30 protein-coding genes are annotated in these 25,599 nt (G+C 50.6%); 20 read left to right on the forward strand and 10 right to left on the reverse strand.

The features are described from left to right. Positions 1-5: 5 nt before the first annotated feature. Positions 6-185: a hypothetical protein gene (locus HMPREF9473_RS06180; RefSeq protein WP_034858851.1), complete on the reverse strand. Its 180-nt coding sequence runs from the start codon at positions 183-185 to the stop codon at positions 6-8. A 158-nt stretch (positions 186-343) separates the two neighbouring features. On the opposite strand from HMPREF9473_RS06180, the gene HMPREF9473_RS06185 reads away from it, so the two are divergent. Beyond that, complete coding sequence (locus HMPREF9473_RS06185) at positions 344-1,846, forward strand: serine hydrolase (RefSeq protein WP_006779213.1); 1,503 nt, start codon at positions 344-346, stop codon at positions 1,844-1,846. A 40-nt stretch (positions 1,847-1,886) separates the two neighbouring features. On the opposite strand, the gene HMPREF9473_RS06190 is transcribed toward HMPREF9473_RS06185, so the two are convergent. The 3 genes from HMPREF9473_RS06190 to HMPREF9473_RS06200 are packed head-to-tail and all read right to left on the reverse strand — an operon-like array spanning position 1,887 to position 6,346. Further along, positions 1,887-3,113 carry an MFS transporter gene (locus tag HMPREF9473_RS06190; RefSeq protein WP_006779214.1) on the reverse strand — a complete coding sequence of 409 codons (1,227 nt, stop codon included), beginning with the start codon at positions 3,111-3,113 and terminating at the stop codon, positions 1,887-1,889. Positions 3,114-3,127: 14 nt separating this feature from the next. Beyond that, positions 3,128-5,104 carry a BglG family transcription antiterminator gene (locus HMPREF9473_RS06195; protein WP_006779215.1) on the reverse strand — a complete coding sequence of 659 codons (1,977 nt, stop codon included), beginning with the start codon at positions 5,102-5,104 and terminating at the stop codon, positions 3,128-3,130. Positions 5,105-5,155: 51 nt separating this feature from the next. After that, entirely contained in the window at positions 5,156-6,346 is a 1,191-nt protein-coding gene (locus HMPREF9473_RS06200) for an iron-containing alcohol dehydrogenase (RefSeq protein WP_006779216.1), read from the reverse strand. A 336-nt stretch (positions 6,347-6,682) separates the two neighbouring features. On the opposite strand from HMPREF9473_RS06200, the gene HMPREF9473_RS06205 reads away from it, so the two are divergent. From HMPREF9473_RS06205 to HMPREF9473_RS06240, 8 genes are all read left to right on the forward strand, one after another. Then, complete coding sequence (locus HMPREF9473_RS06205; protein WP_006779217.1) at positions 6,683-7,138, forward strand: PTS sugar transporter subunit IIA; 456 nt, start codon at positions 6,683-6,685, stop codon at positions 7,136-7,138. Positions 7,139-7,141: 3 nt separating this feature from the next. Beyond that, positions 7,142-7,450 (forward strand): PTS fructose transporter subunit IIB, encoded by a 309-nt coding sequence (locus HMPREF9473_RS06210; protein ID WP_006779218.1) that lies wholly within the window; start codon positions 7,142-7,144, stop codon positions 7,448-7,450. A gap of 2 nt (positions 7,451-7,452) precedes the next feature. Then, positions 7,453-8,517, forward strand: coding sequence for a PTS fructose transporter subunit IIC (locus tag HMPREF9473_RS06215; RefSeq protein WP_006779219.1), 1,065 nt, complete (start codon positions 7,453-7,455; stop codon positions 8,515-8,517). A gap of 9 nt (positions 8,518-8,526) precedes the next feature. Then, the gene (locus HMPREF9473_RS06220) at positions 8,527-9,411 is read left to right on the forward strand and encodes a class II fructose-bisphosphate aldolase (RefSeq protein WP_006779220.1); all 885 of its coding nucleotides are present in this window, start codon (positions 8,527-8,529) and stop codon (positions 9,409-9,411) included. Between the two features lie 124 nt (positions 9,412-9,535). Then, positions 9,536-10,114 carry a TetR/AcrR family transcriptional regulator gene (locus tag HMPREF9473_RS06225; RefSeq protein ID WP_006779221.1) on the forward strand — a complete coding sequence of 193 codons (579 nt, stop codon included), beginning with the start codon at positions 9,536-9,538 and terminating at the stop codon, positions 10,112-10,114. Positions 10,115-10,213: 99 nt separating this feature from the next. Further along, positions 10,214-11,938, forward strand: a complete 1,725-nt coding sequence (ilvB, locus tag HMPREF9473_RS06230) for a biosynthetic-type acetolactate synthase large subunit (protein WP_006779222.1) — start codon at positions 10,214-10,216, stop codon at positions 11,936-11,938. Positions 11,939-11,944: 6 nt separating this feature from the next. Continuing rightward, positions 11,945-12,430, forward strand: a complete 486-nt coding sequence (gene ilvN / locus HMPREF9473_RS06235; RefSeq protein WP_006779223.1) for an acetolactate synthase small subunit — start codon at positions 11,945-11,947, stop codon at positions 12,428-12,430. Between the two features lie 73 nt (positions 12,431-12,503). Further along, the gene (locus HMPREF9473_RS06240) at positions 12,504-13,187 is read left to right on the forward strand and encodes a trimeric intracellular cation channel family protein (RefSeq protein WP_242830782.1); all 684 of its coding nucleotides are present in this window, start codon (positions 12,504-12,506) and stop codon (positions 13,185-13,187) included. A 4-nt stretch (positions 13,188-13,191) separates the two neighbouring features. Here HMPREF9473_RS06240 and HMPREF9473_RS06245 read toward each other — a convergent pair whose 3' ends face one another. Both HMPREF9473_RS06245 and HMPREF9473_RS06250 read right to left on the reverse strand, forming a co-directional pair. After that, a complete protein-coding gene (locus tag HMPREF9473_RS06245) occupies positions 13,192-14,007 on the reverse strand; it encodes an alpha/beta hydrolase (RefSeq protein ID WP_006779225.1) in 816 nt (271 codons plus the stop codon). Between the two features lie 31 nt (positions 14,008-14,038). After that, complete coding sequence (locus HMPREF9473_RS06250; RefSeq protein ID WP_434059271.1) at positions 14,039-15,055, reverse strand: sugar ABC transporter substrate-binding protein; 1,017 nt, start codon at positions 15,053-15,055, stop codon at positions 14,039-14,041. Between HMPREF9473_RS06250 and HMPREF9473_RS28700 the strand changes: the two genes are divergently transcribed. Beyond that, a complete protein-coding gene (locus HMPREF9473_RS28700) occupies positions 15,021-15,122 on the forward strand; it encodes a hypothetical protein (protein ID WP_434059272.1) in 102 nt (33 codons plus the stop codon). The genes HMPREF9473_RS06250 and HMPREF9473_RS28700 overlap by 35 nt on opposite strands. Positions 15,123-15,147: 25 nt before the next feature. Here HMPREF9473_RS28700 and HMPREF9473_RS06255 read toward each other — a convergent pair whose 3' ends face one another. Together HMPREF9473_RS06255 and HMPREF9473_RS06260 are read right to left on the reverse strand one after the other, a co-directional pair. Further along, on the reverse strand, positions 15,148-16,113 hold the full coding sequence (locus HMPREF9473_RS06255; protein WP_006779227.1) for an ABC transporter permease: 966 nt from the start codon (positions 16,111-16,113) through the stop codon (positions 15,148-15,150). Next, the gene (locus HMPREF9473_RS06260; RefSeq protein WP_006779228.1) at positions 16,080-17,609 is read right to left on the reverse strand and encodes a sugar ABC transporter ATP-binding protein; all 1,530 of its coding nucleotides are present in this window, start codon (positions 17,607-17,609) and stop codon (positions 16,080-16,082) included. Before HMPREF9473_RS06260 ends, HMPREF9473_RS06255 begins: the two co-directional genes overlap by 34 nt. A 221-nt stretch (positions 17,610-17,830) precedes the next feature. Between HMPREF9473_RS06260 and HMPREF9473_RS06265 the strand changes: the two genes are divergently transcribed. After that, positions 17,831-19,069, forward strand: a complete 1,239-nt coding sequence (locus HMPREF9473_RS06265) for an ROK family transcriptional regulator (RefSeq protein WP_006779229.1) — start codon at positions 17,831-17,833, stop codon at positions 19,067-19,069. A 38-nt stretch (positions 19,070-19,107) separates the two neighbouring features. After that, entirely contained in the window at positions 19,108-19,479 is a 372-nt protein-coding gene (locus tag HMPREF9473_RS06270; protein ID WP_006779230.1) for a hypothetical protein, read from the forward strand. 86 nt (positions 19,480-19,565) lie between these two features. On the opposite strand, the gene rd is transcribed toward HMPREF9473_RS06270, so the two are convergent. Beyond that, on the reverse strand, positions 19,566-19,724 hold the full coding sequence (rd, locus tag HMPREF9473_RS06275; protein ID WP_006779231.1) for a rubredoxin: 159 nt from the start codon (positions 19,722-19,724) through the stop codon (positions 19,566-19,568). Positions 19,725-19,895: 171 nt separating this feature from the next. Here rd and HMPREF9473_RS06280 point away from each other — a divergent pair, with 171 nt between their 5' ends. The 7 genes from HMPREF9473_RS06280 (at position 19,896) to aroQ (ending at position 24,158) form a co-directional block, all read left to right on the forward strand. Beyond that, positions 19,896-20,888 carry an aromatic acid exporter family protein gene (locus HMPREF9473_RS06280; protein ID WP_006779232.1) on the forward strand — a complete coding sequence of 331 codons (993 nt, stop codon included), beginning with the start codon at positions 19,896-19,898 and terminating at the stop codon, positions 20,886-20,888. Between the two features lie 77 nt (positions 20,889-20,965). After that, the gene (locus tag HMPREF9473_RS27550; RefSeq protein WP_006779233.1) at positions 20,966-21,118 is read left to right on the forward strand and encodes a hypothetical protein; all 153 of its coding nucleotides are present in this window, start codon (positions 20,966-20,968) and stop codon (positions 21,116-21,118) included. A 176-nt stretch (positions 21,119-21,294) separates the two neighbouring features. Next, positions 21,295-21,747 carry a transcriptional regulator NrdR gene (nrdR, locus tag HMPREF9473_RS06285; protein WP_006779234.1) on the forward strand — a complete coding sequence of 151 codons (453 nt, stop codon included), beginning with the start codon at positions 21,295-21,297 and terminating at the stop codon, positions 21,745-21,747. A 9-nt stretch (positions 21,748-21,756) separates the two neighbouring features. Next, on the forward strand, positions 21,757-22,272 hold the full coding sequence (locus tag HMPREF9473_RS06290; RefSeq protein WP_006779235.1) for a YqeG family HAD IIIA-type phosphatase: 516 nt from the start codon (positions 21,757-21,759) through the stop codon (positions 22,270-22,272). Next, positions 22,269-23,159: a shikimate dehydrogenase gene (aroE, locus tag HMPREF9473_RS28080; RefSeq protein WP_006779236.1), complete on the forward strand. Its 891-nt coding sequence runs from the start codon at positions 22,269-22,271 to the stop codon at positions 23,157-23,159. The genes HMPREF9473_RS06290 and aroE overlap by 4 nt, the downstream gene beginning before the upstream one ends. Positions 23,160-23,169: 10 nt before the next feature. Further along, entirely contained in the window at positions 23,170-23,679 is a 510-nt protein-coding gene (locus tag HMPREF9473_RS28085; RefSeq protein WP_006779237.1) for a shikimate kinase, read from the forward strand. A 50-nt stretch (positions 23,680-23,729) separates the two neighbouring features. Beyond that, positions 23,730-24,158 carry a type II 3-dehydroquinate dehydratase gene (gene aroQ / locus HMPREF9473_RS06305; protein ID WP_006779238.1) on the forward strand — a complete coding sequence of 143 codons (429 nt, stop codon included), beginning with the start codon at positions 23,730-23,732 and terminating at the stop codon, positions 24,156-24,158. A 187-nt stretch (positions 24,159-24,345) separates the two neighbouring features. Here the strand turns inward: aroQ and HMPREF9473_RS06310 are convergent, their stop codons facing one another. Then, positions 24,346-24,723, reverse strand: a complete 378-nt coding sequence (locus HMPREF9473_RS06310; RefSeq protein ID WP_034858044.1) for a PBECR2 nuclease fold domain-containing protein — start codon at positions 24,721-24,723, stop codon at positions 24,346-24,348. Between the two features lie 313 nt (positions 24,724-25,036). On the opposite strand from HMPREF9473_RS06310, the gene efp reads away from it, so the two are divergent. After that, positions 25,037-25,594, forward strand: a complete 558-nt coding sequence (efp, locus tag HMPREF9473_RS06315; protein WP_006779239.1) for an elongation factor P — start codon at positions 25,037-25,039, stop codon at positions 25,592-25,594. Positions 25,595-25,599 lie beyond the last annotated feature (5 nt).

Genomic DNA, 25,599 nt, shown 5'->3' on the forward strand with positions numbered 1-25,599 from the left:
AATTCTCACCCACGGAACATATTTTCCACATAATTGCGCATCTCGTCCCGGCTTTCCACTTCTCTGGCTCCGTTCACAATCTGCTCCTGCTCTGGTTTCGGAAGCGTGGCGAAGCGGTTTAAAATATCGGAATGCTGGGCCAGTTCCATGGTAAATCCGATGGGAAGTTCATGGTTATCTATCATATTCATCACCTCAATCATAGGGTGCGTGAATGGTCTTATTTTTATACTCTCCAAAATAATCCTTGACATTCCAATTGTAACTGTTATAATTACAGTATTAACTGCAACAAAAATTATTACAGTTGTGTAATAATTCCATTCTCGAAAGGAGAAACCACATGAATACAAAAGAGCATGAAGTCATGAAGATGAGAGGAAGCGCGGACGTTTCTTATCTGAATCATTCCGTGGATGAGATGATATGGGAATTTATGAAGGAGCAGGAGATTCCGGGTATGACGCTCGCCATCGTGCAGGCACCCTATATTCCCAGAGTCGTGGGATACGGTCTTTCTGACGTGGGCCAGCGCCGGCTGGCCACCGCCAACACCATGTGGCCGGTGGGTCCCATCTCCCAGGCATTCACAGCCGTGGCCGTGATACAGCTGTATGAGAGAGGCATGCTGGATTTGGACAAAGCCGCCGGAGACTACGTGCCGTCTCTGCCGGAGTCCTGGAAACCTGTCACCGTAAGGCAGCTACTCCACCACAGCACCGGACTTCCGGACTATCGGAACCAGCCGGACTGGAGCCCGGCCCGTGAATGGACCGTTCAGGAATTAATCGGCCTGGTAAAAGACATCCCAAACCGCTTTGTGCCGGACACCAGTGTGGAACTGAGTGCCACCAACTTTTTAGTTCTGACCGAAGTGATAGAAGCTGTCAGCGGACAGAGCTACCATGCATTTGTGAAGGAACACCAGATTAATTATCTGGGACTCCGCCACACAGCATTTTCCGAGGATTTGGATCAGTTTGATAAAGAAGATGTGAGTCTGACAGAAAATGTCCACCAGCTGTTCAAGAAAGATGGGCGCTACATCGACCCAATCGAGACGGCCGCTGGGGACAGTGAGATACATTCTTCCGCCCTGAAAGGATTTGGCGATATCTGGGCGTCCGCCCAGGATATTTCCTTCTGGGATATCGGATTGGCCGGGGCGGTTCTCATCAAAGAGCCGGAAAACCGGAGTCTGGTGTACGCCCCGTGGAGTCTTCCGGATGGAACTAAAGTGCCCGCCTGTGCCGGCTGGCAGTTCTACCACCACAGAGGACTGATGGATATCAAGGGCTCCGTGCCAGGATTTTCCGCCTTCCTAAGCCGTTTCACTCACCCGGAGGAACTGGTCTGCGTGACCCTCCTTGCCAACAAGGAGGGCGTGGATTTGACAAATCTGGGCCGCCGGATTGCGGGGGCGTTTGGAGATTTGCTCTCCACTAACTATGATGACAACAAGCTGTTTCTGACGGAAGGCCAGTTCCCGGTGAAGGAGAGCGTGGCCCGTCTGGAGAGGGAACTGGCAGAGCGGAACATCCCCCTGTTTGCCAAATTCGACCACGCGAAGAATGCCGAAGAAGTTGGACTCCAATTACGCCCCACTACCGTTCTGGTCTTCGGCTCTCCAAGCGTAGGCACCGGCCTGATGGAAGCGGACCAGAGCGTGTCCCTGGAGCTCCCGCTGAAGATATCCATCTGGGAGGACGAAGCCGGAAGCACCTGGCTGGCATTCCCGCGTCTGGAACGCCTGTTGGATGATTACGACCTGGCCCATCATCCGGCGGTGGAAAAGATGGAGAAACTGATGGAAGCCCTTGTGAGAAAGGCCGCCAATCTTTATTAAGAATCTCATGATACACAGGAGATTCCCTTCGTCATCTCCATCACGCAGATAAATTTAGCTGAAGCTCTTTCCTGGTAGTCACCTGGTACAGACAGGCCATCAAAAGCGCCACCAGAGACAGGGCAGCCAAAACCAGATAAGGCACCAGATAGTTGTGGTAAACCGTCTGTAAGGAGCCAATCAGCGCCGGCACGCTGGACAATATCATAGTACCGATATTGGTCACCGCAAAGTTCATGGAGAAATACCGGTTGCCAAACAGCGCCCGCACGATAATCGGCGCCAGGCTGGAGCTTCCGCCGTAGATAAACAGGATCAGAGCCATCCCGATGACAGAGCCTGCGGAATTTTTAAACAGCAGGGCACCCAGGGAAACGGCCATCCCCGCCACCAGCAGCCCTCCCAGATAGCGGAGCGACCGCGCACCCCCAATTTTATCATAGATGATTCCCCACAGAACCCGTCCAATCCCATTGAACAGGCAGATAAATCCCACCAGCACGGCGCTGACGCTGGCGGACAGCGCAAAATCCTCCTGCAGAATCATGGCGCCGTGATTGATAAAGGACATCCCCACACCGCCGATGGTAATATAGATGGTGAGAAATACAAAATAAGTTTTCGTATGCAGCATGCCGGAGGGCGGCAGTTCCAGACCGCCGCTTCCGGCATCTTCTGATTTGGGAAGATATGGTTCCTGTTCCTTCGTAGGCACGTGAATCATCACGCTCCCCAAAGCCAGAACGATAGCCCCGCAGATCCCCAGCGCCACAAAACAGAATCTCCACCCGTAGGCGGACATCAGAGACTGGCAGGGGGGTCCCAATACCGTGGTGCTCATGGCGTATCCCATCAGCAGTGTGCCGGTGGCAATGCCAATCCTATCGTGGAAATACAGTGGCAGCAGGCTTATCATAATATTGTATGCAATCCCAATGGCATACCCGCAGCAGATGCTGTATGTCACGTAGAGCTGCCACAGCTTCGTCACCCGGGCAGACAGCAGAAAGCCGGCGAATATCATACAGGCGCCGGCCCGCAGCAGATATCTGGGAGGAATTTTCTGTACCATGAATCCGGTCACCAGAGAGCCCAGGGCAAAGCAGATAAAACAGAGTGTAAACACGAAGGAAGTGTCCGCCCGGGTCAGCCCCAAATCCTGCTCAATGGGCACGACAAACAGCGAAAACGCGTAGCCGATCCCCATAAAGAGCAGGACAAGAACAGCCATGGCCAGATACCCCCATCGCTTTTTCAAGACATTCATATTGTTTATTCCCCTCAATTTATTTTAAAATATCGCAGTATCTCACTGAGCCGCTCCGCCTTCAAAATCTGCTCCACCGCCGGCAAATCCTTGGTCAAATCAGCCAGCTGGGAGAAGATAATCTTAAACGCGTCACTGCTCTTCACATCAATCGAAAGCATTAACACAATCTGCACCTTTTCCCCGTTATCCCACGGAATGGGATGCTTCAGCGTCATCAGTCCGATCCCCTGTTTCTTGATATGTCCCATATAGGCGTGGGGAATGGCAAAGGTATACCCGATGGAGGTGGGCGCCAGATTCTCCCGGACGAACACCGATTCCACAAATCCCTCGTCCACGAATCCCTCCCGGTAAAGGCGGCCGCCCAGAAGCTCGATGACCTCCTCCTTGGAACGGCAGTCGCATTTGAGAATGGTAATCCGCTCACTCATCAGCTGGAACAGGTGGTGATAATCCCCGGTTGTCACCGGCGGCGCCGTCTCCGGGGCGGAGTAGCCCTCCTGCTTGATTTTGTGGATGTCATCGTCATTTAACAGCGGCGACACACAGATCACCTTGACCTTCTCGTAGGTCAGTGGCACCGTGGAAATGATAAAGTCAACCGGGCTGTTGTCCATCACCCGCTCCACCTTGGAGACCGGCAGAATTTTGTCGATCACCATATCCGGGAAACAGGATTTGAGCCGCGCCTCCACAAACTGGGAAGTCCCCATGCCGGTGCTGCACACGATAGCAACCCTGGGCCTGGTGACCTGCCGCTGGGCTTTTTCCCGCTCCAGACTGGCCCCCACATAGAGGGCGATATCACACAGCTCATTCTCCCCCAGCGTGACTTGAAACTGCTCCTCAAAAAGTCCGGCCATGTAAGCCGCCACCTCAAACTCATAGGCCAAATCCTTTTTGACCATGGCTTTTAGCGGATTTTCCATGTGAATCTTGTTGCGCAGCCGGTTAAACATGGCGGTCAGATGGACGAAGAGGGCGGTGGTAAACATATTGTCCGCCAGCAGATGCTCCCCATAACGCTCATCCACCTGCCCAATGATGTGCTCCAGAGCCGCCAGTGTCTGAGGCGACGCGTCCTGGCTGTCGTCGAAATCTTTCGGCAGTGTCATGGCCTCCCTCAAAAGCCTGGCCGCCGTCAGATTCATATAAATATAGGTAATGTCGCCGTTGGACAGCTCGATGTCAAAGGCCTCCTGCAGTTTTCTCCCCATAAACTCACAGACAGGCCACTCCTCCTTCCGGCGGTATTCCACCAGATGCTCTTCATCAATGGTGCAGAACTTCTTTCTCCGAAGACGTTTTACAATGATGGAGAGATGAGTCAGCATTTCCGAGTAGGAGGCATCGGTCAGCACGAAATTGAATGTTTCCTCGCTCTCCTGCAGTATCTCGTTGATCCGGTTGACGTCAATCCCGTCAAAAAACGGCTGCAGCCGCTCCGAGGCAGAGCTTCCCTGGGCGGCGATGATGGAGCGCAGCACGTTGGCCTTGGCGATGCGGAGCTGCTTCTCCTCCCCGCGTATCCGGACGCCGTATTTGGCCTTCTTTTCCAGAACCAGCCCCTGCTTTAAAAAGAATTCCTCCAGCCTGGCGATATCGTTCATGACCGTACCCTTGCTCACATACAGAGACAGGGAAATAGATTCCATGGAAATGAAGTCGTCACTGTCCAAAAGCTGGGCCGCGATAAAATATTTCCTGGCCTCCGGGGCGTAGGAACAGGGGCTGTCCGCATGTAACAACAGATTGTTCAAAAAAGCGCGCCCGTCCCTGTCACAGGAAAGCCACAACCCTTTTCCCGTCTTCGTCTCAAGCATACAGCCGGTGTCCTTTAACTCCTCCTTGATTCGGCGCACGTCCGTCTTCACCGTCCGCGGACTGATGTGCAGGGAATTTGCCAGCTCGGCAGTGGTCCATTCACGTTTGCTCTTATATAGTAATTCCAGTATCTTTTTCTCTCTCGGCAGCAACATTGCAAACATCTTCTCCTACTATTTGATTCATCGTCGGTTTAAAACTGATCTAACTCTATCTTACAATGCTTTTTTATAAATAGCTATCAAATCCTGCTTGTCCAGCCGGTGGAACAGGCCGATAACCCCTCCGCCTGTAGCCGCCGCCTTCTCGGCCATCTCGTCAATCTGGGCCTCCGTCGGTGTGAAGCCCAGCAGGTCAGTGATGGTGATGGGCATGCCGATTTTCACGCACCAGTCGTCCCAGGCGTCAATGCCGGTCAGGGCGGTCTCCTCCAAATCATCGTAATTGAGTTCCACCCCGAATACCTCCACAGCAAACCTTGCAAACCGAGCCGGGTTGCTCTTGTATACCGTTCTGGCCCAGCTGCCCCAGGTGGCGGTAAGGCTGGCGCCGTGGGTGGCGTCAAACATGGCGCTCAGCTCGTGCCCCAGCTTGTGAACCGGGAAATCGTTGATTCGGCCGGTTCCCGTCAATCCGTTGTGGGATAAGCTGCCTGCCCACATCAGGTTAGCCCTTGCCTCATAATCCTGTGGATTTTTGAGGACCTTGAAGGCGGCATCCCGCACGGTTATCAGAAGTCCCTCGGAAATGCGGTCGCTTAACTCCACATTTTTGGCCTGGGTGATGTAGCGTTCCATGGTGTGCATCATAATATCGGCGGCCCCGCTGGACGTCTGATAGGTGGGCAGCGTGTAGGTGAGCTCCGGATTCATCACCGCGAAGAGCGGTCTGGCACAGTCGTGGTTGTAGGAACGTTTTAAAATCCCCTGCTCTTTGGTCTCAATGGTGACCACCGTGGAGTTGCTGGTCTCGGAGCCTGTGGCGGCGATGGTGGTGATACAGCCGATGGGGGCAATCTTGTCTGTTTTTACTTTTCCAAGAAAGAGGTCCTCCAAATCGAACTCATTTGCCAGGCCGTAGGCGATGGCTTTGGCGGAATCGATGGCGCTGCCGCCGCCCACGCCTAAAATAAAATCAACCCCTTCTTTTTTACAGAGGGCAACGCCTTCCTTGGCGTGGGACAGTCTTGGGTTGGGAACGACGCCCCCCAAATCCAGATAGGAAAGACCGGCGTCGGTTAAACTCTGATGGATTCTGTCAAGCACCCCGGTTTCCGCCAGGTAGGTGCCTCCAAAATGAACCAGAACCCGGTGGAATCCTCTGGAGGCGATTTCAGCCCCCACCCTGGTTTCCGCGCCTTTTCCGAATAGTACTTTTGTTGGGCTGTGAAATTCAAAATCTTCCATAATGCATTCTCCTTTGCTTGTTAGTTGCTTGTTAGATATCTTTGTTAGCCTTATTATAATTGTTCTTTTACACAAACAAAAAGCATTAAATTGCACTATCCTGGTGCAAGAAGTTGTAAAAAACACAAATAAACATTATATAAATGGCAAAAAGGTGTATAACATGCATAAATACTGAGAATTTCCGAAGGAATACGGAATCAACAGGCAATAAAACAATCATTTCCCCAATTCAGTGCAAGAAAATGATTTGTGATTGGGGACAGTTTCTGATATTCTGGTCACATAAGGCAGACGGACAAGCCAAATTACAGGAAAAACCGGAGGTAATGATAGATGGATTTAAGTACCATGATTGACGAACGGCTGATACGGTTCGGACTGGAAGTCGATTCAAAGGATGACGCTATCTTAAAGGTAGCGAATCTCCTCGATGACGCCGACAGACTCAGCGACAAGGACGCCTACATCCGCGGGGTGTATGAGCGGGAAAAAGAATTTGCGACGGGAATCGGAATGCATATTGCCATTCCCCACTGTAAGAGCAGCGCCGTGAAGCAGGCGGCATTTACCCTGGTTCGATTAAACGGGGAGATAGACTGGGGCTCCTTTGACGGGCTTCCGGTGAACTACATTATCATGCTGGCAGCGCCGGATGACGGCGACAACACCCATCTGACCATGCTGTCAACACTGGCAAGGAACTTAATGGACGACGACTTCAGAACAGGCCTGTTGGAGGCGGAGTCCGTTAATGATATCAAAAAGGTATTTAAGGAGAAAGGGGAATAGGTTATGTTTATTGTATGTGTAACGGCTTGCCCGGTGGGAATCGCCCATACGTATATGGCGGCGGCAAACCTGGAGAAGGCAGTCAAAAAGGCAGGACACGAGGTAAAGGTGGAGACCCAGGGGGCACAGGGGTTGGAAAATGAGATTACCCCGGAGGATTTGGAGCGGGCGGACGCGGCGATTATTGCCAGTGACATCCGCATTAAAAATGGAAACCGGTTTGACGACGTACCGACACTGACCGTAGGCGTGCAGGAAGCGGTGAAGGACCCTGATGGCATTGTAAAAGAATTGATGGAGGCGTTGGAATAATTATGGCAGAACTGAAGAGAAAAAATGCAAAGAAGAAAAGTACGGGTGCGTTTATCAAAGATTCCTTTATGACCGGCATTTCCTATATGATTCCTGTGATTGTGGGCGGCGGAGTCCTGCAGGCGATTGCGAAAATGCTGGGCGGTTACAATATCGGCGCGGAGATGGCCAACATTGACACCTTCGCCAAGGTTATTTATCTGATTGGTTCCAGTTTGTGGCAGTTTACGGTTCCGGCGGTGGCGGCCTTCACGGCTTACGCTATGGCGGACAAGCCGGGTATCGCTCCCGGTCTTGCCATGGGCGCTCTGGCCAACTCTATCAACACCGGGTTTGTCGGCGGATTGATTGGCGGTATTCTGGTGGGCTACGTGGTCCTGGCGTTCAAAAAGATTAATGTGCCGAAGAGCCTTCAGGGCATTATGCCGATTCTGGTGATTCCGGTATTTACGACTCTGATTTGCGGCCTCGTCATGTATTATATTCTGGGACGTCCGATCAGCTGGGGAATGACAACGCTTCAAAACTGGCTGATGGGTCTGAACAACGGCTCCAAATTTGTGCTGGGCGCTGTGATTGGCGCCATGATGTGCTTCGACATGGGCGGTCCTATCGGTAAGGCCGCAGCCATGTTTACAAACGGATTAAATGCGGACGGTTTCTTTATCCCGACCTCCGCCAAAATGTGCTCCGGTATGACTGCTCCCATGGGAATTGCTCTGGCGACGTTCCTGGGCGGAAAAAAGAAATTTGACGCTATCGACAGAGAGAATGCAAAATCGGCCTTTCTGTTGTCCTTCTGCTACATCGAGGAGGCGGTTATCCCCTTCCTGGTCAACGATCCGATTCGAGTCATCGCTTCCTGTATGATTGGAGGCGCTGTGACAGGCGGTCTCTGTATGGTGACCATGCTGGAATCCCCGGCGGTCCACGGCGGCGCCTTTGTCATCGCCATGACGTCCAACCCGCTGCTGTTTGTGGGTCTGTGGATGCTTGGAAGCTGTATCACGGGAGTTCTGTATGCATTACTGAAAAAACCACTGGCAGTCCAGGAAGAAAACGAGTAAGGAGCGATTATGTACGCATCAATGAAGGACATGCTCTGGCATGCACATGAAAATCATTATGCCGTTATGGCAATCAATGTGGTCAATATGGAGCAGGTGAAGGCCTGCATCGAGAGCGCCGAGGAGGAAGCATCCGCCGTGATTCTGAATATATCACCCAGGCAGATGAAGGCCCACGCCTATCCCTATATCATGGCTCCGATGATTAAGAATCTGGCTGAGACGGTACGGGTTCCGGTGGCCTTAAACATTGACCACGGCGTCAATATGGAGGATATCGAGACGGCGATTCACTGCGGTTATTCCAGCGTGATGGTGGATGCCTCCAGCTATGAGCTGGAGGAGAATATCCGCCGCGTGCGGGCCGTGGCAGCTCTGGCCCATGACAGAGGCATTTCCGTGGAAGCAGAACTGGGACATGTGGGCGTGGCCGCCAATGCGGACGGCCAGAATGAGGATTACTACACGAATGTGGCGCAGGCGGAGGAGTTTGTGAAGCGGACCGGGTGCGACTGCCTGGCGGTGGCCATCGGCACAGCCCATGGCAGTTATCCCAAGAACATGATTCCAAAGCTGGATTTTGAGCGGCTGAGGGAGTTGAAAGAGAAGCTGAACATGCCGCTGGTACTCCACGGCGGAAGCGGGGCCGGTGAGGAGAATATAAAGAAAGCTGTGCTCTACGGAATCAATAAAATCAATGTCTGCACGGATTTCATGGATGACACGAAGGCCAGTATGTTAAAAATCCTGGAGGAGCAGCCCGATATCCAGTATATGGAGATGAACGAGGCGCTGGAAGAATCCATGAAGCGGTTTATCAAACATTTCATGCGGATGATTGGCTCCAGCGGGTGGTATGCGTTTGAGAGGGACAACGGGCCGGAACTGGATTAGACCGGATTAACCGCACGATTAGGATAGATACGATTTGGCATCGCGGGATTTTCTGCAGGAGTAAAAATTGACATTCCGCCCCAAATAAGATAGAATGAGAGTAAACACTTGCATGGAGGGCGAAATGGACGAGACAAGCCAGAAAATCATTGACGCGACGATGTCCCTGGTCCGCGATAAGGGTTATGTTGCCACGACGACAAAGGACATCGCCCGTCAGGCCGGTGTCAATGAATGCACCCTGTTTCGGAAATTCAAGAACAAACAGGATATCGTGATAAACGGAGTGTCGCAGGAGAAGTGGCGGGCCAATATCTCCGAGGAGGTCTTTCAGAACGTCCAGTGGGAGCTTCAGCCGGATTTGGAAATGTTTATGCGGGCCTATATGGAGAGAATCACGCCGGATTTTGTGAATCTCTCCATCGGATTGCGGGCGCCGCAGATCTATTCGGAGACAGCTCCCCTGATTATGAAAATCCCCCAGGCATTCCTGACCGCCATGACCGGTTACCTGGAAGAGATGGAGCGGAGGGGGAAAATTGCCGCCGGGAATTATGAGAGCTTCGCGATGACGATCTTTTCCTCGACGTTTGGCTATACGTTTTTGAAGGCATCCTTTCAACAGGAGCTTACAAAGGTGGAGCAGGAGGAGTATATCAAAAACAGTGTCAAAGTATTCATTGAGGGCATTACCCGGAGATAGCACAGACATAAAATGGTACGGAATTTCTGTACCATTTTAAAATCGCATAAATGCATGCAAGTACATGCTATCATATAAAGCATAAGAAGGAGGACAAGGATGATAACAGGAGCACAGTTGTTTGTGAAAGCGCTCAGAGAGGAGCAGGTGGATACCCTGTTTGCCTATCCGGGCGGCCAGGCGATTGATTTATTTGACGCCCTTTATGGCGAGACAGAGATAGAGGTGATTCTGCCGCGGCACGAGCAGGGGCTGGTTCATGCCGCGGACGGCTACGCACGCTCGACCGGGAAGGTGGGGGTGTGTCTTGTCACAAGCGGGCCGGGAGCGACGAATCTGGTGACCGGGATTGCAACGGCCAATTATGACAGTGTCCCGCTGGTATGCTTCACTGGGCAGGTGCCTACCGGCCTTATCGGCAATGATGCGTTTCAGGAGGTCGACATTACCGGCATTACCAGAAGCATTTGCAAATATGCGGTTACCGTGCGCAGACGCGATGAGCTGGCGGCGACGATCAAGAAAGCATTTTACATTGCCAGAACAGGAAAACCGGGCGTTGTGGTGGTGGATTTGCCTAAGGATATTCAGAGGGAATATGGCAGTGGCGAGTACCCGGACAAGGTGGAAATCAGGGGATACAAGCCCAATCTGTCCGTTCACGGTGGACAGATAAAAAAGGCGCTGGAGACATTAAACCAAGCGAAAAAGCCGGTCTTTTTAATCGGCGGCGGCGTAAATATCAGTCATGCCAATGAGGAAATGCAGAAACTTGCGGAGCTTACTGGTGTTCCGGTGGTTACCACCATGATGGGGAAAGGCGCCATTCCCACTACCCACAAGCTCTATGTGGGAAATATCGGAATCCATGGCAGCTATGCGGCGAACACCGCTGTCAGCCGCTGTGACGTTCTCTTTTCCATCGGGACCAGATTTAACGACCGCATTACCGGCAAAATCGGGGAGTTTGCCCCTCATGCGGCCATCATTCATGTCGACATCGACTCCGCCTCCATTTCCAGAAATGTGGTGGTGGACATCCCGATTGTGGCGGATGCCAAAATGACGATTCAGGCGCTGCTTGAAAAAGCAAAACCGCTGGATACGGGAGAATGGATCGAGGAGATTAAAAGCTGGAACACACAGCATCCCCTTGCCATGAAGACAGAGGGAATGACCCCGGAGAAAATCATCCGGGAGATAAACCGCAGCTTTGACGATGCCATCATCGCCACGGATGTGGGGCAGAACCAGCTGTGGGCGTTTCAGTTTTTGGAATTAAACGGGAAGAAGCAGATGCTGACCTCCGGCGGTCTGGGAACTATGGGATATGGATTCCCGGCGGGCATCGGGGCCAAACTTGGCAATCCGTCGAGGGATGTCATCGTCATTACCGGGGACGGCGGTATGCAGATGAACATTCAGGAGATGGCCACCGCCATCGTATATGAACTGCCCCTGATCATCTGCATTTTCAATAATGGTTATCTGGGAAATGTCAGGCAGTGGCAGGAGTTGTTTTTTGACAGGCGGTATGTAAGCACCTGTCTGCGTTTTCGAAAAAGCTGTCTAACTGGCTGTCACACACCGACAAACGGCTGCCCGGAATACACGCCGGATTTTGTCAAGCTGGCGGAAAGCTACGGCGCTAAGGGAATCCGGGTGACGAGGGAGGAGGAGATTGGGGCGGCGCTTGAAACAGCGAAACACACCGCCAAGGTGCCGACGGTTATCGAGTTCATCATTGACCGGGAGGAAAATGTCATGCCCATCGTTCCACCAGGTCACGCAATTGAGGATATGATGTTCTATGGGGAGGAGTAGTGGAATATGAAAAAGAGGTGGATTTGTCTATTTGTTGAAAATGATATCGGTGTGCTGGCCAGAATCGCGGGTCTGTTCTCCGGCAAGTCCTACAATCTGGACAGTTTGACGGTGGGGACAACCGAGGACAGCACCGTTTCCCGCATGACCATCAGCCTGACCAGCGATGACAAGACCTTCGAGCAGGTCAAAAAACAGCTCAACCGCAGTGTGGAGGTCATCAAGGTGGTCGACTATACGGATGTGGCTGTACATAGCAAAGAATTGATGTTTGTGAAAATAAGCAGCTGCTCGGAGCGGGATATGGAGGAAATTTTCCGGATTTCCCAGGTATTTGATGTCACTGTCATTGATTATCTTCCGTCGTCCGTGCTCATCGAGAGCGTGCAGACGGAGGAGTGCAACAACCAATTCCTTGCGCTGTTGGAAAAATGTTATGCCAACCGGTTTGAAATTGTCCGGGGAGGAAGTGTCGCCATGGAGTTTGGCTGATAGTAACCGGATTATCTGCTTGTCAATCATGGAAAGTTGTGATATCTTTTATGAGGATTATGTAAGAGGATACGTGAAAGAAAGACAGGCGGGAAATGTGATGATTGAGATAAATATTGTGTTGATACTGGAGATAATCGGGACGGTGGCGTTTGCATTTTCCGGGTGTATGGTGGCGAATACAAAGAAAATGGATATCTTCGGCGTCTGGGTGCTGGGAACGGTGACGGCGGTGGGCGGCGGGGCCGTCCGGGATGTGCTGTTAGGATTGTTTCCACCCCATATGTTCCGCAACGGCATCTATGTGGCCGTGGCGACTGCGACGGTAGCCGTCTGGATTCTCATGGTGGCGGCCCGGGGCGAGCTGACGGACAAGCTGTTTGCCAAACTGACCCGCATCATGGATTTCTCCGATGCGCTGGGGCTGGGAATCTTCGCCGTGATTGGCTCCCAGACCGCCATCCGCACCGGATATGGGGATAACTGGTTTCTAGTGGTGTTCGTCGGCGTACTCACCGGTGTGGGAGGCGGCCTCTTAAGAGATGTGATGGCGGACTCCACACCGATGATCTTCTGCAAACGGATTTACGCCATCGCGGCGTTGATTGGAAGTTTGATTTATGTGGTATTGTACCAGCGGATACCGGAGACCGCGGCGATCCTATTGGGAACGGCGGCGGTATTCGTGATCCGCCTGCTGGCCGGAAAATACCGCTGGGATTTGCCAGTGTTTGTGCTGGAGAGGGAAGAGAAGTAGAAACCTACACAAACCCATTGGCTAATGGCAGCCAGTCGAGGATCTTTCGAAGCTGGGGGTCCCATAAATCCCAGCCATGCCCACCGTCCTCCTCCACATAAGTGATGGTAAGGCCGGCATTTTTCAAAGCCGTAATTGCCCTGGGAGTCGATTCAGCCGTTATGCCGTCCTGCTTTCCGTTTACTGCATAAAGCATCGGCTGTGTCCGCCCGGTGGCGGCAAAATCATTTGCCATCGTTTCCAAATCATGGATATGGGCGTTGTAATATTCTTCATGCTCTCCAAAAATCGTCTGGTTTACATTCAACTGCCATTTCTCTACGTTTCTCCCAAAATCAGAATCCCTGAATATCAGCCCGCCGGACAGGGAAAATGCCGCCGCATAATTACCGGGATTTCTCAGAGCGGCTGCAAAGGCGCCAAATCCGCCCATGGAGGCGCCGCCGATAAAGTTGTCCTCCCGTTTCTCAGAGAGGGGGAAAACCGCCCGCATGATGCGGGGCAGTTCTTCCGTATAGTAGTCGTAATACTCGCCACCGTGGGGCAGATTGCAGTAGTAGCTGTTTCCCACATTTGGCATGACGACGGCCAGCAGTTTTTTCTGCGCGTATTCCTCGATGCGGGAAAACCGCAAAAACTCATTCTGGTCGCCTGTCCCGCAGTGGAGCAGCCAGAGGGTCTGGTATTTCTGGGCTCCGGCGGGAAGGGTGAGATTGTCCCCGTCCTCCATATTGGAGACGTTTGGCAGGGGCAGAATCACATTTACCTGTGTATTCTGCATCAATTTTTCAGAATAGATGGTGCATTGAAAGATTGCCATAATTCCTCTTTTCTTTCTTTATGAAATATCATTACTTATCAAATCCATTTTCTTTGTAAAAATCAAGGTATTCCTGAACATTCGACTTATCAATACGAACAGGAGTTAGGACGATGTCTTCTACGTAAGAGGCGTCAATCTCACCGCTCTGCAGTTTTTTCACTCTGTCCAGATATACTTCTGCAAATTTCTGGCAGTCATTGTAGCAGGTGGCCCGGATAATTCCTTCTTCCACCGCCTTACATCCCTGATACAGACCGTCAATACCGTAGACATAGACGTCATCGGTGCTCATGGAAGCGGCATTCATCGATTCGATGGCGCCTAAAGCCATCACATCATTTTCACTGATGACACCTGTGATTTCATCGCCGTAGGCCGTAATCCAGTCGTCCATAACGGCCATCGCTTTTGCCTTGTCAAAGGTGGCGTACTGTTCGTCCAGAATGGTGATGTCGTCTCTGGTCTCCAGCACGTCGTGGAAGGCCTTGCCTCGCTCCTCGGAGCCCCAGTAGCCCTGCATTCCGCGAAGCAGTACCACCTTTGCTCCCTGTGGCAGCTCGTTGATGGCGGCCTCGGCGATTAACCGGGCCATCTCATATTCGCTGGAGTTGCAGGTGGAGGCGATGCCCTCGGCCCAGGGATAGGAGCCTACGGCCAGAATCACGTGGGTTCCGTTTTTCTGAAGCTCCTGGATGGTGTCGGTTCTATCGGACTGGGTGCCCATGATGAGTAAATCATAGTCGCCGGCAAGCTGTATCTGCTCCAGCAGGGAACCGATTTCCGCCTCGTCCCAGTTCTTGCAGTCCATGATGGTGATATCCACGTTTTCGGTATTTTTTTCAATATAATCCTTGGAAATGGTGCAGTTTTGATGATGCCAGTTGTCGTTGACACTGCTGATCCATGCCACCTTGAACTTGTCACCGGAAGCGGTTTTTCCGCTTTCACTGCCGGCGGCTGCCTGGCTGGTTCCAGCATTTCCGCTATTGCCGCCATTTCCGGAACAACCGGTGAATACACACATGGCCATTGCTGCCACAGTCATGACGCTTACCCATTTTTTCCAACTATTTGTTCTTTTTCTCATTGCTTACTTCCTCCTTTTATTTTAAATTACATTACAGCTTACGTGATGTATTATCTGGAAACACGACGTGTTCTTGTCAGGGTGTCCAGACCAACCGCGGCTACAATCAACAGTCCGTAGACCACGTTTTGGATATATGACGGAATTCCCAGCAGGTTGAGAATATTATTGATAATTCCCAGTACCAGTGCGCCGATGATAATGCCCCAGGCCGAACCGGTACCGCCGGCAAATCCCACGCCGCCGATGATGGCGGAGGTCAGACCGGTGCTCTCGTAGCCAACGGCGGAGGCAGGCATTCCGGCATTGATTCTGGAGGCGTAAACGACCGCGGCCAGACCGATAAAGCAGCCGGAGAGCACGAAGGAGAGCAGGACGCTCCTGTTAATGTTGATGCCGGAAGCCCTGGCGGCCTCTTTATTGCCGCCGATGGCATAGAAATTGCGCCCCAGCCGGGTCCGCTCCAGCAGCACCCACAATAGGAAGGCACAGAAGAACATGACCAGGATGGAGATGGGCAGTCCAAAGATTTCTCCCTGTCCCAGCACTTTAAAGCCCTTATCAATATCGGTGATGTTGGTCCCCTTTGTGATCAGCAGGGCCAGTCCCCTGACGGCGCTCTGCATACCCAATGTTGCGATAAATCCCGGAATCCGGAAATAAACGGTGAACAGTCCGGATACAAAGTTTACCAGCGCGCCCAGAAGAATGGCGGCTATGATGGAGAGCAGAAGAGAGCCGCTCCAAAGGTACACATAGACCGCCGCGCAGCTGACAAACGCTACCGTCGAGCCGGCGGCTAAATCAATGTTGCCGGAAATGAGCAGAATACTCTCGCCAAACGCGAGGAGGGCGTACACACAAATCTGCCGCAGGATATTGGTCATATTGGTCTGCGTCAGGAATTTGGGGTTTAAAAAGCTGCAAATAATGATCATCAACAGCATAATGAAGTAGATGCTGTATTTTGCCATAAATTCAATTACTCTGTCTTTTGTGAGAATTCGTTTTTCCATGATTCTTTTCCTCCCGTAGCCAACATCATAATGTTCTCCTGTGTCATGTCCTGTTTCTCCACCAGTCCTGCCATACGGCCTTCACTGATAACGTAAATGCGGTCGCACATGCCGATCAGCTCCGGCAGTTCGGAAGAAATCATCACAACCGCGATGCCATGTTCGGCCATCTCGTTCATCAGTTCGTAAATCTCATATTTGGCGCCCACGTCGATTCCCCTGGTGGGCTCGTCCAGCAGAAACACGGAGGAATCGGTCAGCAGCCATTTGGCCAGTACCACCTTCTGCTGATTCCCGCCGGAAAGCTTCTCCACTTCCATATTGATGGAGTTCGCCTTGATGCGGAGCCGGTCGAAGTAGTAGAGCACTTTCTCCTTTTCCTGTTTCAGATTTAGAAAGAGACCTGGCGACAGTTTCTTTAAGTTCGGCAGCGCAATATTTTCCCGGATTCCCCGGATGCCCACAAACCCCAGTTTCCGGCGGTCCTCCGTTGCCATCACAATCCCAGCGTCAATGGCGGCCCGCACGGAATTGGGTTTATAGGTTTTGCCGTTGACTAAAACTTCCCCACTTGAGTAGGCGTCCAGCCCCCACACGGCCCGCATAATCTCGGTCCGTCCAGCGCCTACCAGACCCGCAATTCCAATCACTTCCCCGGCCCTCGCTTCCAGGCTGATGTTCTCGAACACGCCTTTCTGAGTCAGGTTTTTCACTTCAAATATCGTCTTGCCTGGTTTTGCGCTGCGGGTGGGATAAATGTTATCCACCTTCCGGCCCACCATCATGGCCACGATGTCTTCCTCCGTGAACTCATCGATGGGCGCCGTCTTGATGGACTGGCCATCTCTCATGATGGTGATATAGTCACTGAGTTGAAATATCTCCTCCATCTTATGGGAAATGTAAATGATGGTGCAGCCCTGCTCCCGCAGCTGACGAATCTTTGTAAACAGCCGCTCTGACTCCTTGAGCGTCAGCGAGGAAGTGGGTTCATCCATAATAAAGATAGACGCATGTTCGGTTGTGGCCTTCACAATCTCAATCATCTGGGCATCGGACAGCCGGATTTCCCGCATGGTTGTCTTGGGATTGATGGAGATGTTCTCCTCATCCATGATTTTCCTGGCGGCCGCATACATGCTTCTGGGGTCAACCAGACCCAGCCGGTTGACAGGCTGCCGCCCCAGACACAGGTTTTCCGCGATTGAGATATCCGGCACGTAGACAAGCTCCTGATAAATCATGCTGATTCCCAGTTCTCTGGCCTGAATCGGAGAAGTGACAGACTCTTTTTTATGATTGATGTATATTTCGCCCTCGTCAGGCCGGTACACTCCGTTTAATATCTTCATCAGAGTGGATTTGCCCGCGCCATTTTCCCCCACCAGCGCGTGGACAGTGCCTTTTCGTACATCGAAACTGACCTGACTTAGAGCTTTCACTCCGGGAAAACTTTTGGAAATGTTTTTGACCTGCAATGCAAACTCCTCCACCATAAGTACCTCCTTTTCTGCTATGTTGTCTAAAATTATATAATTTGGAATCTTAGTTTGTCAATATAGTTTGCATACAATATTAACTAATTATTTTCGTCATATTTCACAATTGATTCGTGTAAGATTACGTGATATTCTATAAAAAGAAAACATTGTTTACAAACATAAAATATGATTGCTATCCTGAGTGAACAATTAAAAATGATAGGAGTAACATACTTATGGACAAAAATTCAACCGGTTTTAAGCCAAAGAATTTGCGGACGAATAATTCAAAACTGATTATTGATTTATTTCGGAAGCAGGAGGAATTGTCTATCCAGGATTTGACCAATGCGGTAGGTTTGAGTAAGACTTCCATTATAAAAATCGTGCATCAGCTGATGGATGACGGGATTGTCATCTCGGCTGGCAAGGGCTCGTCCACGGAGGAGGGAGGGAAGCGTCCCAATATCTATCGGCTGAATCCTTCCTACCTGTACTGCATCAGCGTCCTGTTTACGGATTATGAGTATACGGGGAAAATCATTGATTTAAAATTACAGACAATTCATACGATTACGCTGAGCTACGACTGTCCGCACAGCTATGAGGAAGTGGTGGATAATATTGTGAAAATCATTCAGGAACTTATGAAGATGGGAAATCTCCTTCCGGAGCAGCTCTGTGGCATTACCATCGGGATGCCAGGGGTTATCAACGCGAAGAAGGGAGTCATTGTGCGCCCGACGAGAGAATTTTCCTGTGAGCAGAATGCGCCGCTTAGGCAGAATGTGGCGGACAGACTGCCGTTCGAGACCAATATTTATTTTGACAATGCCTGCCGTTTTGGCGGATATTATGAGTTGCTGGACAATGAAGAGAGGCAGAGCCGCTCTGTTGTCGTGATAGAAACGTTTGAAAAATCCGTAGGCGGCTGTCTCATCCAGCAGGGGGAGTTGATACAGGGGGATAATGGTTTTGTCGGCGAGTTCGGCCACATCAAGACAGACTACAAAACTTCCCGGAGATGTGCTTCCTGCGGGAACACCGGTTGCTTTGAGGCGACGGTTTGCTCTGATGGACTGGTGGCGGATGCGGGGAGCCGGGATTACACCGGGTCGGCGCTGGAGCCTTTCCTGGAGAGTCATACACTAAATGCCGATATCATTTTCCAGGAAGCGAACCGGGGGGATGAACTGGCACAGAAGGTGGTGGATTATGCGGTCAATCAGTTTTGGGCGCTGATTCAGAATATCCGGTTTGTCTGCGACCCGTCGGAGATTATTATCCAGGGACTGTATTCGGCGGCCGGGGAATATTTCCACGATAATCTGTTGAAGGAACTGGTGTCTATGACCTACTATGACAGCTCCAACGTGCCGACGATTACCTTTTCCGATGTGGATTCCATGCTTTCCCTTCACAGCGGTGCGGCGCTGTACTGTATTGACCAGTATTTTGGATTGAATCCGGATTAATCCGGATGAGATAGAAATATAACCAGGAGGAAATAGAAATGTCAAAAGAAACAGATGCGTTAGCTTTAGCGATTGTAAACCACCATGGGGACGCCATGCCGTCCAAGGACCCTGACTATATCGTGCAGGATTACGCCGAAGACGCCGTGGTGATTACAAACCTGGCAGACAAACCCGCCCGCGGCCACGATGAAATCCGGGCGTTGATTCAGGACTGTTTACAGTATGAGGTCCTCATGAGTGACGAAGTCCCAACCAGAATCATCCGCCAGGAATGCGCTGATGGCTGCGTCCTGCACGTATTTGAAAAACCGGGCGCGGATGTGTTCGGGGCGGAGACTTATGTGATTGAAAATGATAAGATTGTGTTGGAGACGGCTTATATCCAGTTTGGGAGTACGCCGCAGTAAACGAGTCGAGGGATGCCCGTGGGGCATCCCTCTTGTTTTGGTTTGTTTTGTATTAGAATGAAAGATGTCAGGTACTGTTATCGCAGTTACATTTTTACAAATACATCTTTGCCCAGACCACAGATTGGGCATACCCAATCGTCCGGGATGTCCTCGAATGCGGTTCCGGGTGCGATACCGCCATCCGGGTCACCTACCTCCGGGTCGTACTCATAGCCACATGGCTCACATAAATATTTATCCATGACCAATTACCTCCTTGTATAAGAATTTATTTTCATTTTTTTATTCACTATATATTTGATACATTTATAGTATACAGACTGTCCTGGAAAAAGACTGTTGCATTTGCAACAAAAATGTTATAAAATGAAAAAATGTTTTTATAGAACAGGTGACAGAAGGCGGGGAGGAAGATGGCGAGAAAACTTCAGATTAGTAAAGTATTAAAAATAGCGGCCGGCAGTATGGCGGCCATTGTGATAGCGGGATGGCTGCAGCTCTCCTATGTGACATCGGCGGGGGTGATTACGCTTCTCAGCATTCAGAATACGAAGCGGGAGACTGTGTTCGTCATGCTGAAGCGGGTAGCGGCGTTCGTGATAGCATTGTTGATTGCATATACGGTTTTCTCCGTCCTGGGATTTTGCCCTCTGGCTCTTGGCGTATTTCTGGCATTCTTTGTGGGTATTTGCCATCTTTGCTCATTTCAGGATGCCATCGCCATGAACACGGTCCTGGTGACCCATTTTTATGCGGAGCAGTCCATGAGCTGGATGTGGATTCAAAATGAAGCTCTGCTGCTGCTGGTCGGCGCCGGAATCGGAGTTCTCATGAATCTCTACATTCCGGATAACAGCAGGACAATCCGCAAAGCCCAGATGGAGATTGACGGAGCCATAAAGGGAATTCTCGGCCGGATGTCCTCCACGGTTTTGCAGGAATCCAAAGCCCATTACGATGGAAAATGCTTTCTGGAGCTGGAGGAACTGCTGCATCATGCCTACGGGGAAGCGGTGGCTAACCGCGACAACCGGCTGCTCACCGACACCCGGTATTATCTAAACTACATGAACATGCGCACGGCGCAGTCCCACATTTTAAAGCGGATTTATGAAAATATCTGCCTGCTGAATGCCGTTCCCTCCCAGACCTATGCGGTGTCAGCATTTATCGGAAAAATATCCGACAGTTTCCGGGAGTCCAACAATGCGGAGAGTCTGCTAAAGCAGCTGGAGAAGCTGAAACTGGAGATGAAGGAGGAAGCGCTTCCCGTGACCCGTGAGGAATTTGAAAACCGGGCGGTCCTGTACCGGATTCTGTATGATTTGGAAGAATTCCTGATGGAGAAGCGGCGGTTCGTGGAGGCGTTGACCGAAAAAGAAAAACAGTTGTACTGGGAGAATTGACATCAAGGGCCCCAACGCTGTCCGTATGAAACCACCTTCCCCAATCCATACTATCAAAAAAAGGCAGGTGATAGTCAATGGATAAAGACAAGCAGGAAAAATGGAACCAGAAGAAATCCAATGAGATGTTCAACAGCATTACCGAGAAGGTAAAACCGGAAAACCAGAACCAGACCCACAATTCCAGACGGGAAGGCATGGGGCCCAACACCAAACGCAAACCAGATTAGAATCAGCGCCCAGGAGGGCGCTCTTTCGCTTTTATCACCTAAAAAAGGCAATATCTAGCGCTCTATGACATACAAATAACAAAATATAGCAATTTCTAGCAAATTAGAACTTGCGTTACCCTCCACCCTGGGTTAAAATGGACATAACCAAATGAGTTTTACAGGAGGAAAAAGTCGTGAAATGCCCATATTGTAATGAAGACGATACGAAGGTAATTGATTCCAGACCAGCCGACGACAACAGCTCTATCCGCAGACGGCGTCAGTGCGAGCGGTGCGGGAAGCGTTTTACCACGTATGAGAAACTGGAGACCATGCCTTTGATGGTGATCAAGAAGGACAACTCCAGGGAAACGTATGACAGAGCCAAGATTGAGGCCGGTATCGTGCATTCCTGTCACAAGAGACCGGTATCCATCCAGCAGATTAACAGTATGATTGACGAGATTGAGAACCAGATATTCAATATGGAGGAGAAAGAGGTGGAGACCTCCATCATCGGAGAACTGGTGATGACGAAGTTAAAAGAGGTGGATGAGGTGGCCTACGTGAGATTTGCTTCCGTGTACCGGGAATTCAAGGACGTGAATACCTTCATGGAAGAGATAGGAAAATTATTAAAGAAGTAGGTCGAAATGATGTTAGAGCGATTTTATCCCAAAAAGCAGGTCGATTCTGCTTACGAGATACCCTATAAGGAGTTATATGAGCGGGGCATCAGAGGCGTTATCTTTGACGTGGATAACACTCTGGTGCCCCATGGGGCGCCGGCAGATGAGCGGGCGCTTGCGTTATTTCAAGAGTTTCATCAGATGGGCATGAAGACGTGTCTTCTCTCCAACAACAAGGAGCCGAGGGTGGCATCCTTTGCCGGCCAGGTGGATTCTCCCTACATTTACAAGGGGGGAAAACCAGGTATTGGGGGGTATGAGAAGGCCATGGAGAAGATGGGAACGGAGCGGGAAACCACGGTTTTTGTGGGCGACCAGCTGTTTACCGATGTGTACGGGGCCAACCGGACGGGAATATACAGTTACCTGGTGAAACCCATTCATCCGAAAGAGGAGATACAGATTGTGATAAAACGATGGTTTGAGGCCATCGTCTTATATTTTTACCATCGGAAATGTGAGAGGGAGAGCAGAGAGTCATGATAAGTGCAAAAGGCAGAGTGTGCGGAGTTATAGCAAATCCGGTGGAGCATTCCATGTCGCCATTGATGCAGAATTTTTATGGGCAGGAGACCGGCGTGGACTTTGCTTACGTGCCGTTTAAGGTGCTGGAGGAAGATGTGGAGGCGGCTGTGGCCGGTGCCTATGCACTGAATATATGGGGACTGAATGTGACGGTGCCCCATAAGCAGCGGGTAATGCCATATTTGAAGGAGATTGACGAGGACGCGAAGGCGATCGGAGCCGTCAATACGCTGGTGCGGATGGACGGTGGTTACAAGGGATATAATACGGATGCGGCCGGGCTTCTCAGAGCCATGCAGGAAGAGGACATCGAGATAGCCGGGCAGGACTGCATTCTCATCGGGGCAGGCGGTGCGGCCAAAGCGGCGGCCTATGTGCTGGCGAAGGAAGGTGCCAGGATTGTCTATATTCTGAACCGGAATGTGGGGCGGGCGGAGGAACTGGCCCGTGAGATGAATGAGCGGTTTGGCAGGACGGTGATGCATGCCATGGCGCTGGAGGAGTACAACAAGCTGCCCTATGTGAAAAATGGCTATCTTGCGGTGCAGGCCACCAGCGTGGGGATGCACGGGGCGTCGGTCAGCGGCAGTCAGGAAGGACAGGCGCCAATCGAGGACACCTATTTTTATTCCATGATACATACTGGAGTTGACATCATTTACACGCCCATGAAGACAGCGTTTATGTCCTATGTGGAGGCGGCCGGCGGCCGGACCATGAACGGGCTGACCATGCTGCTGTATCAGGGAATCGAGGCGTTTGAAACATGGAATCCGGAGGTGAAGGTATCGAAGGAAACCGTGGAGAAAGCGAAGGAACTGGTGATGGCCAGACTGAGAGGATAAGAGGTTGGAAATGGACAGGCAGAACATGATCTTAATTGGTTTTATGGGAGCGGGAAAGACCAGCGTGGGCGAAGAACTGGCGGGACGCTTCGGAAAAACGCTGATTGACACAGACCGGATGATCGAAGAACGGGCCGGCATGAGCATCTCGGACATCTTTGCGGTACAGGGCGAGGAAGCGTTTCGCCGTCTGGAGACAGAGGTGCTGGAGCAGTTGATATCTGAGGCCAGCGGTGAGATGATATCCGTAGGTGGCGGCCTTCCTCTCCGGGAAGAGAACCGAAAACTGTTAAAAAAACTTGGAACTGTCATCTACCTGCGCGTGCGGCCAGAGACAGTGCTGGCACGGCTGAAGGGAGATACCACGAGACCGCTTCTTCAGGGAGACGATGTGGAAGAAAAGGTGAACAGCCTGCTGTCAAAGCGTGGTCCCATCTATGAGATGGCGGCGGACAGAATCATATCTGTGGATGGACGGAGCGTGGAGCAGATTGCGGACGCTATTATGGCGGAAAGATAGAACAGAATGGCATTATGATATGATAGATGTAAAGGAGGTTTACATATTATATGAAACTGCTGGTACTAAACGGACCAAACATCAACTTTGTAGGAATCCGTGAAAAAGGCATTTACGGAACGGAAGACTATGCGTCCCTGGTGACCGCGCTGGAGACAAAAGCCCAGTCCGAGGGTCACGATATTGAAGTATTCCAGAGCAACTACGAGGGCGCCCTCATCGACAAAATCCAGGAGGCCTATCACACCGGAGTGGAAGGCATCATCATCAACCCCGGCGCCTTCACCCATTACAGCTACGCGCTAAGAGATGCACTAGCCTCCCTGGAGATTCCCAAGGTCGAGGTCCACATCTCCAACGTCCACAAGCGGGAAGAATTCCGCCACACCTCCGTCACCGCCCCCGTCTGCACCGGCCAGGTCGTAGGCCTGGGCCTGAAAGGTTACGCGCTGGCTATGGATTTTCTGACTGGGAAATAAGATATAAAAAGCACCCGAATTTTTCTTCGAAGAATTTTCTTGAAGGAATTCAGGTGCTTTTTTGAGAGATTATCTGGCAGGCGTCGCCTCTCCTGCATTTCTTTTGACCCAGAGGGTGCGTGGTTGCAACGAAATTTACCACCTCAGATAATCTCTTACTATCATTTATACCTCTATTATAACGTGGCTATTCTTTTTTGTAAAGATAAGTTTTGTTCCTCAAATAGTTTTGGAGTCTTTTATGACTGATTTTCCAGCAGGAAATAATAGAATTTTTGAAATCGGGTTCTTCTTCGGAAGTACAGAGGCGGAGAACAATCTGGACATATTCATCTGAATCAGGAAGTTTTTTTATCAGGAGGGCGGAATTTCTATTTCTGTCCTTAAAAATATAATCAGGCGATGTAACCGCACTTTCCAAGGATTGAATGGCATCTTCAAAGGAGTCAGGATGACGTTCCAATATATGTTTCATTTGATTCTCGGTTATAATCACTTCATCCGTGACGATATCATCCGTAATGCATGTAAATAAATTTTTATTTAGTTTTCCTACGGTATACACAGGTGGCACCTCATTTGTATGTAAAAAGATATATCAAACATGGGTAAAAAAGATGAGACTGATTTCGTGATGAGAAATTAAAACAACGGTTTCTCAAGATAATTGACTCATGATTCGTTAGATAGCTAGATTATACCATCAGGTCAGTCTCTTTACAAGTATTATATTTTACACCCAGGAAAATCCGCCCAACGAGAATAAATGCGGCCGTTTGAGCAGATAATTGTAAAAAAAGGTTGAAAATGCAAGGCGTATAGTATAGAATATAAAGGATTAAGAGAATTTCGAGAATTTCAAGGAGGAATATCAGTTTATGATATCAGCGGGCGATTTTAGGAACGGTATAACATTGGAGATTGAGGGTAACGTATATCAGATTATGGAATTCCAGCATGTAAAACCTGGTAAGGGTGCTGCTTTCGTTAGAACAAAGATTAAGAACGTGATGAGTGGCGGCGTAGTGGAGAGAACTTTCAGACCAACTGAGAAGTTCCCGGCAGCCAGAATTGACAGAGTGGACATGCAGTATCTGTACTCTGACGGCGATTTATTCCATTTCATGGATGTAAATACCTACGAGCAGGTTGCACTGAATCAGGAAGCAATCGGCGATGCATTAAAGTTTGTGAAAGAGAATGAGATGGTGAAGATTTGCTCCTACAACGGCAACGTATTCTCCGTAGAGCCACCATTATTTGTAGAACTGGAAATCACAGATACGGAGCCTGGCTTCAAGGGCGATACCGCTCAGGGAGCTACCAAACCGGCTGTTGTTGAGACAGGCGCTACCGTTTACGTACCACTGTTCGTAGACCAGGGCGACAAGATTAAGATTGACACACGTACTGGTGAGTATTTATCCAGAGTATAAGAACA

Origin of the sequence: Hungatella hathewayi WAL-18680, from assembly GCF_000235505.1 — a bacterium.
In the GTDB taxonomy this organism is placed as follows: Bacteria; Bacillota; Clostridia; order Lachnospirales; family Lachnospiraceae; genus Hungatella_A; species Hungatella_A hathewayi_A.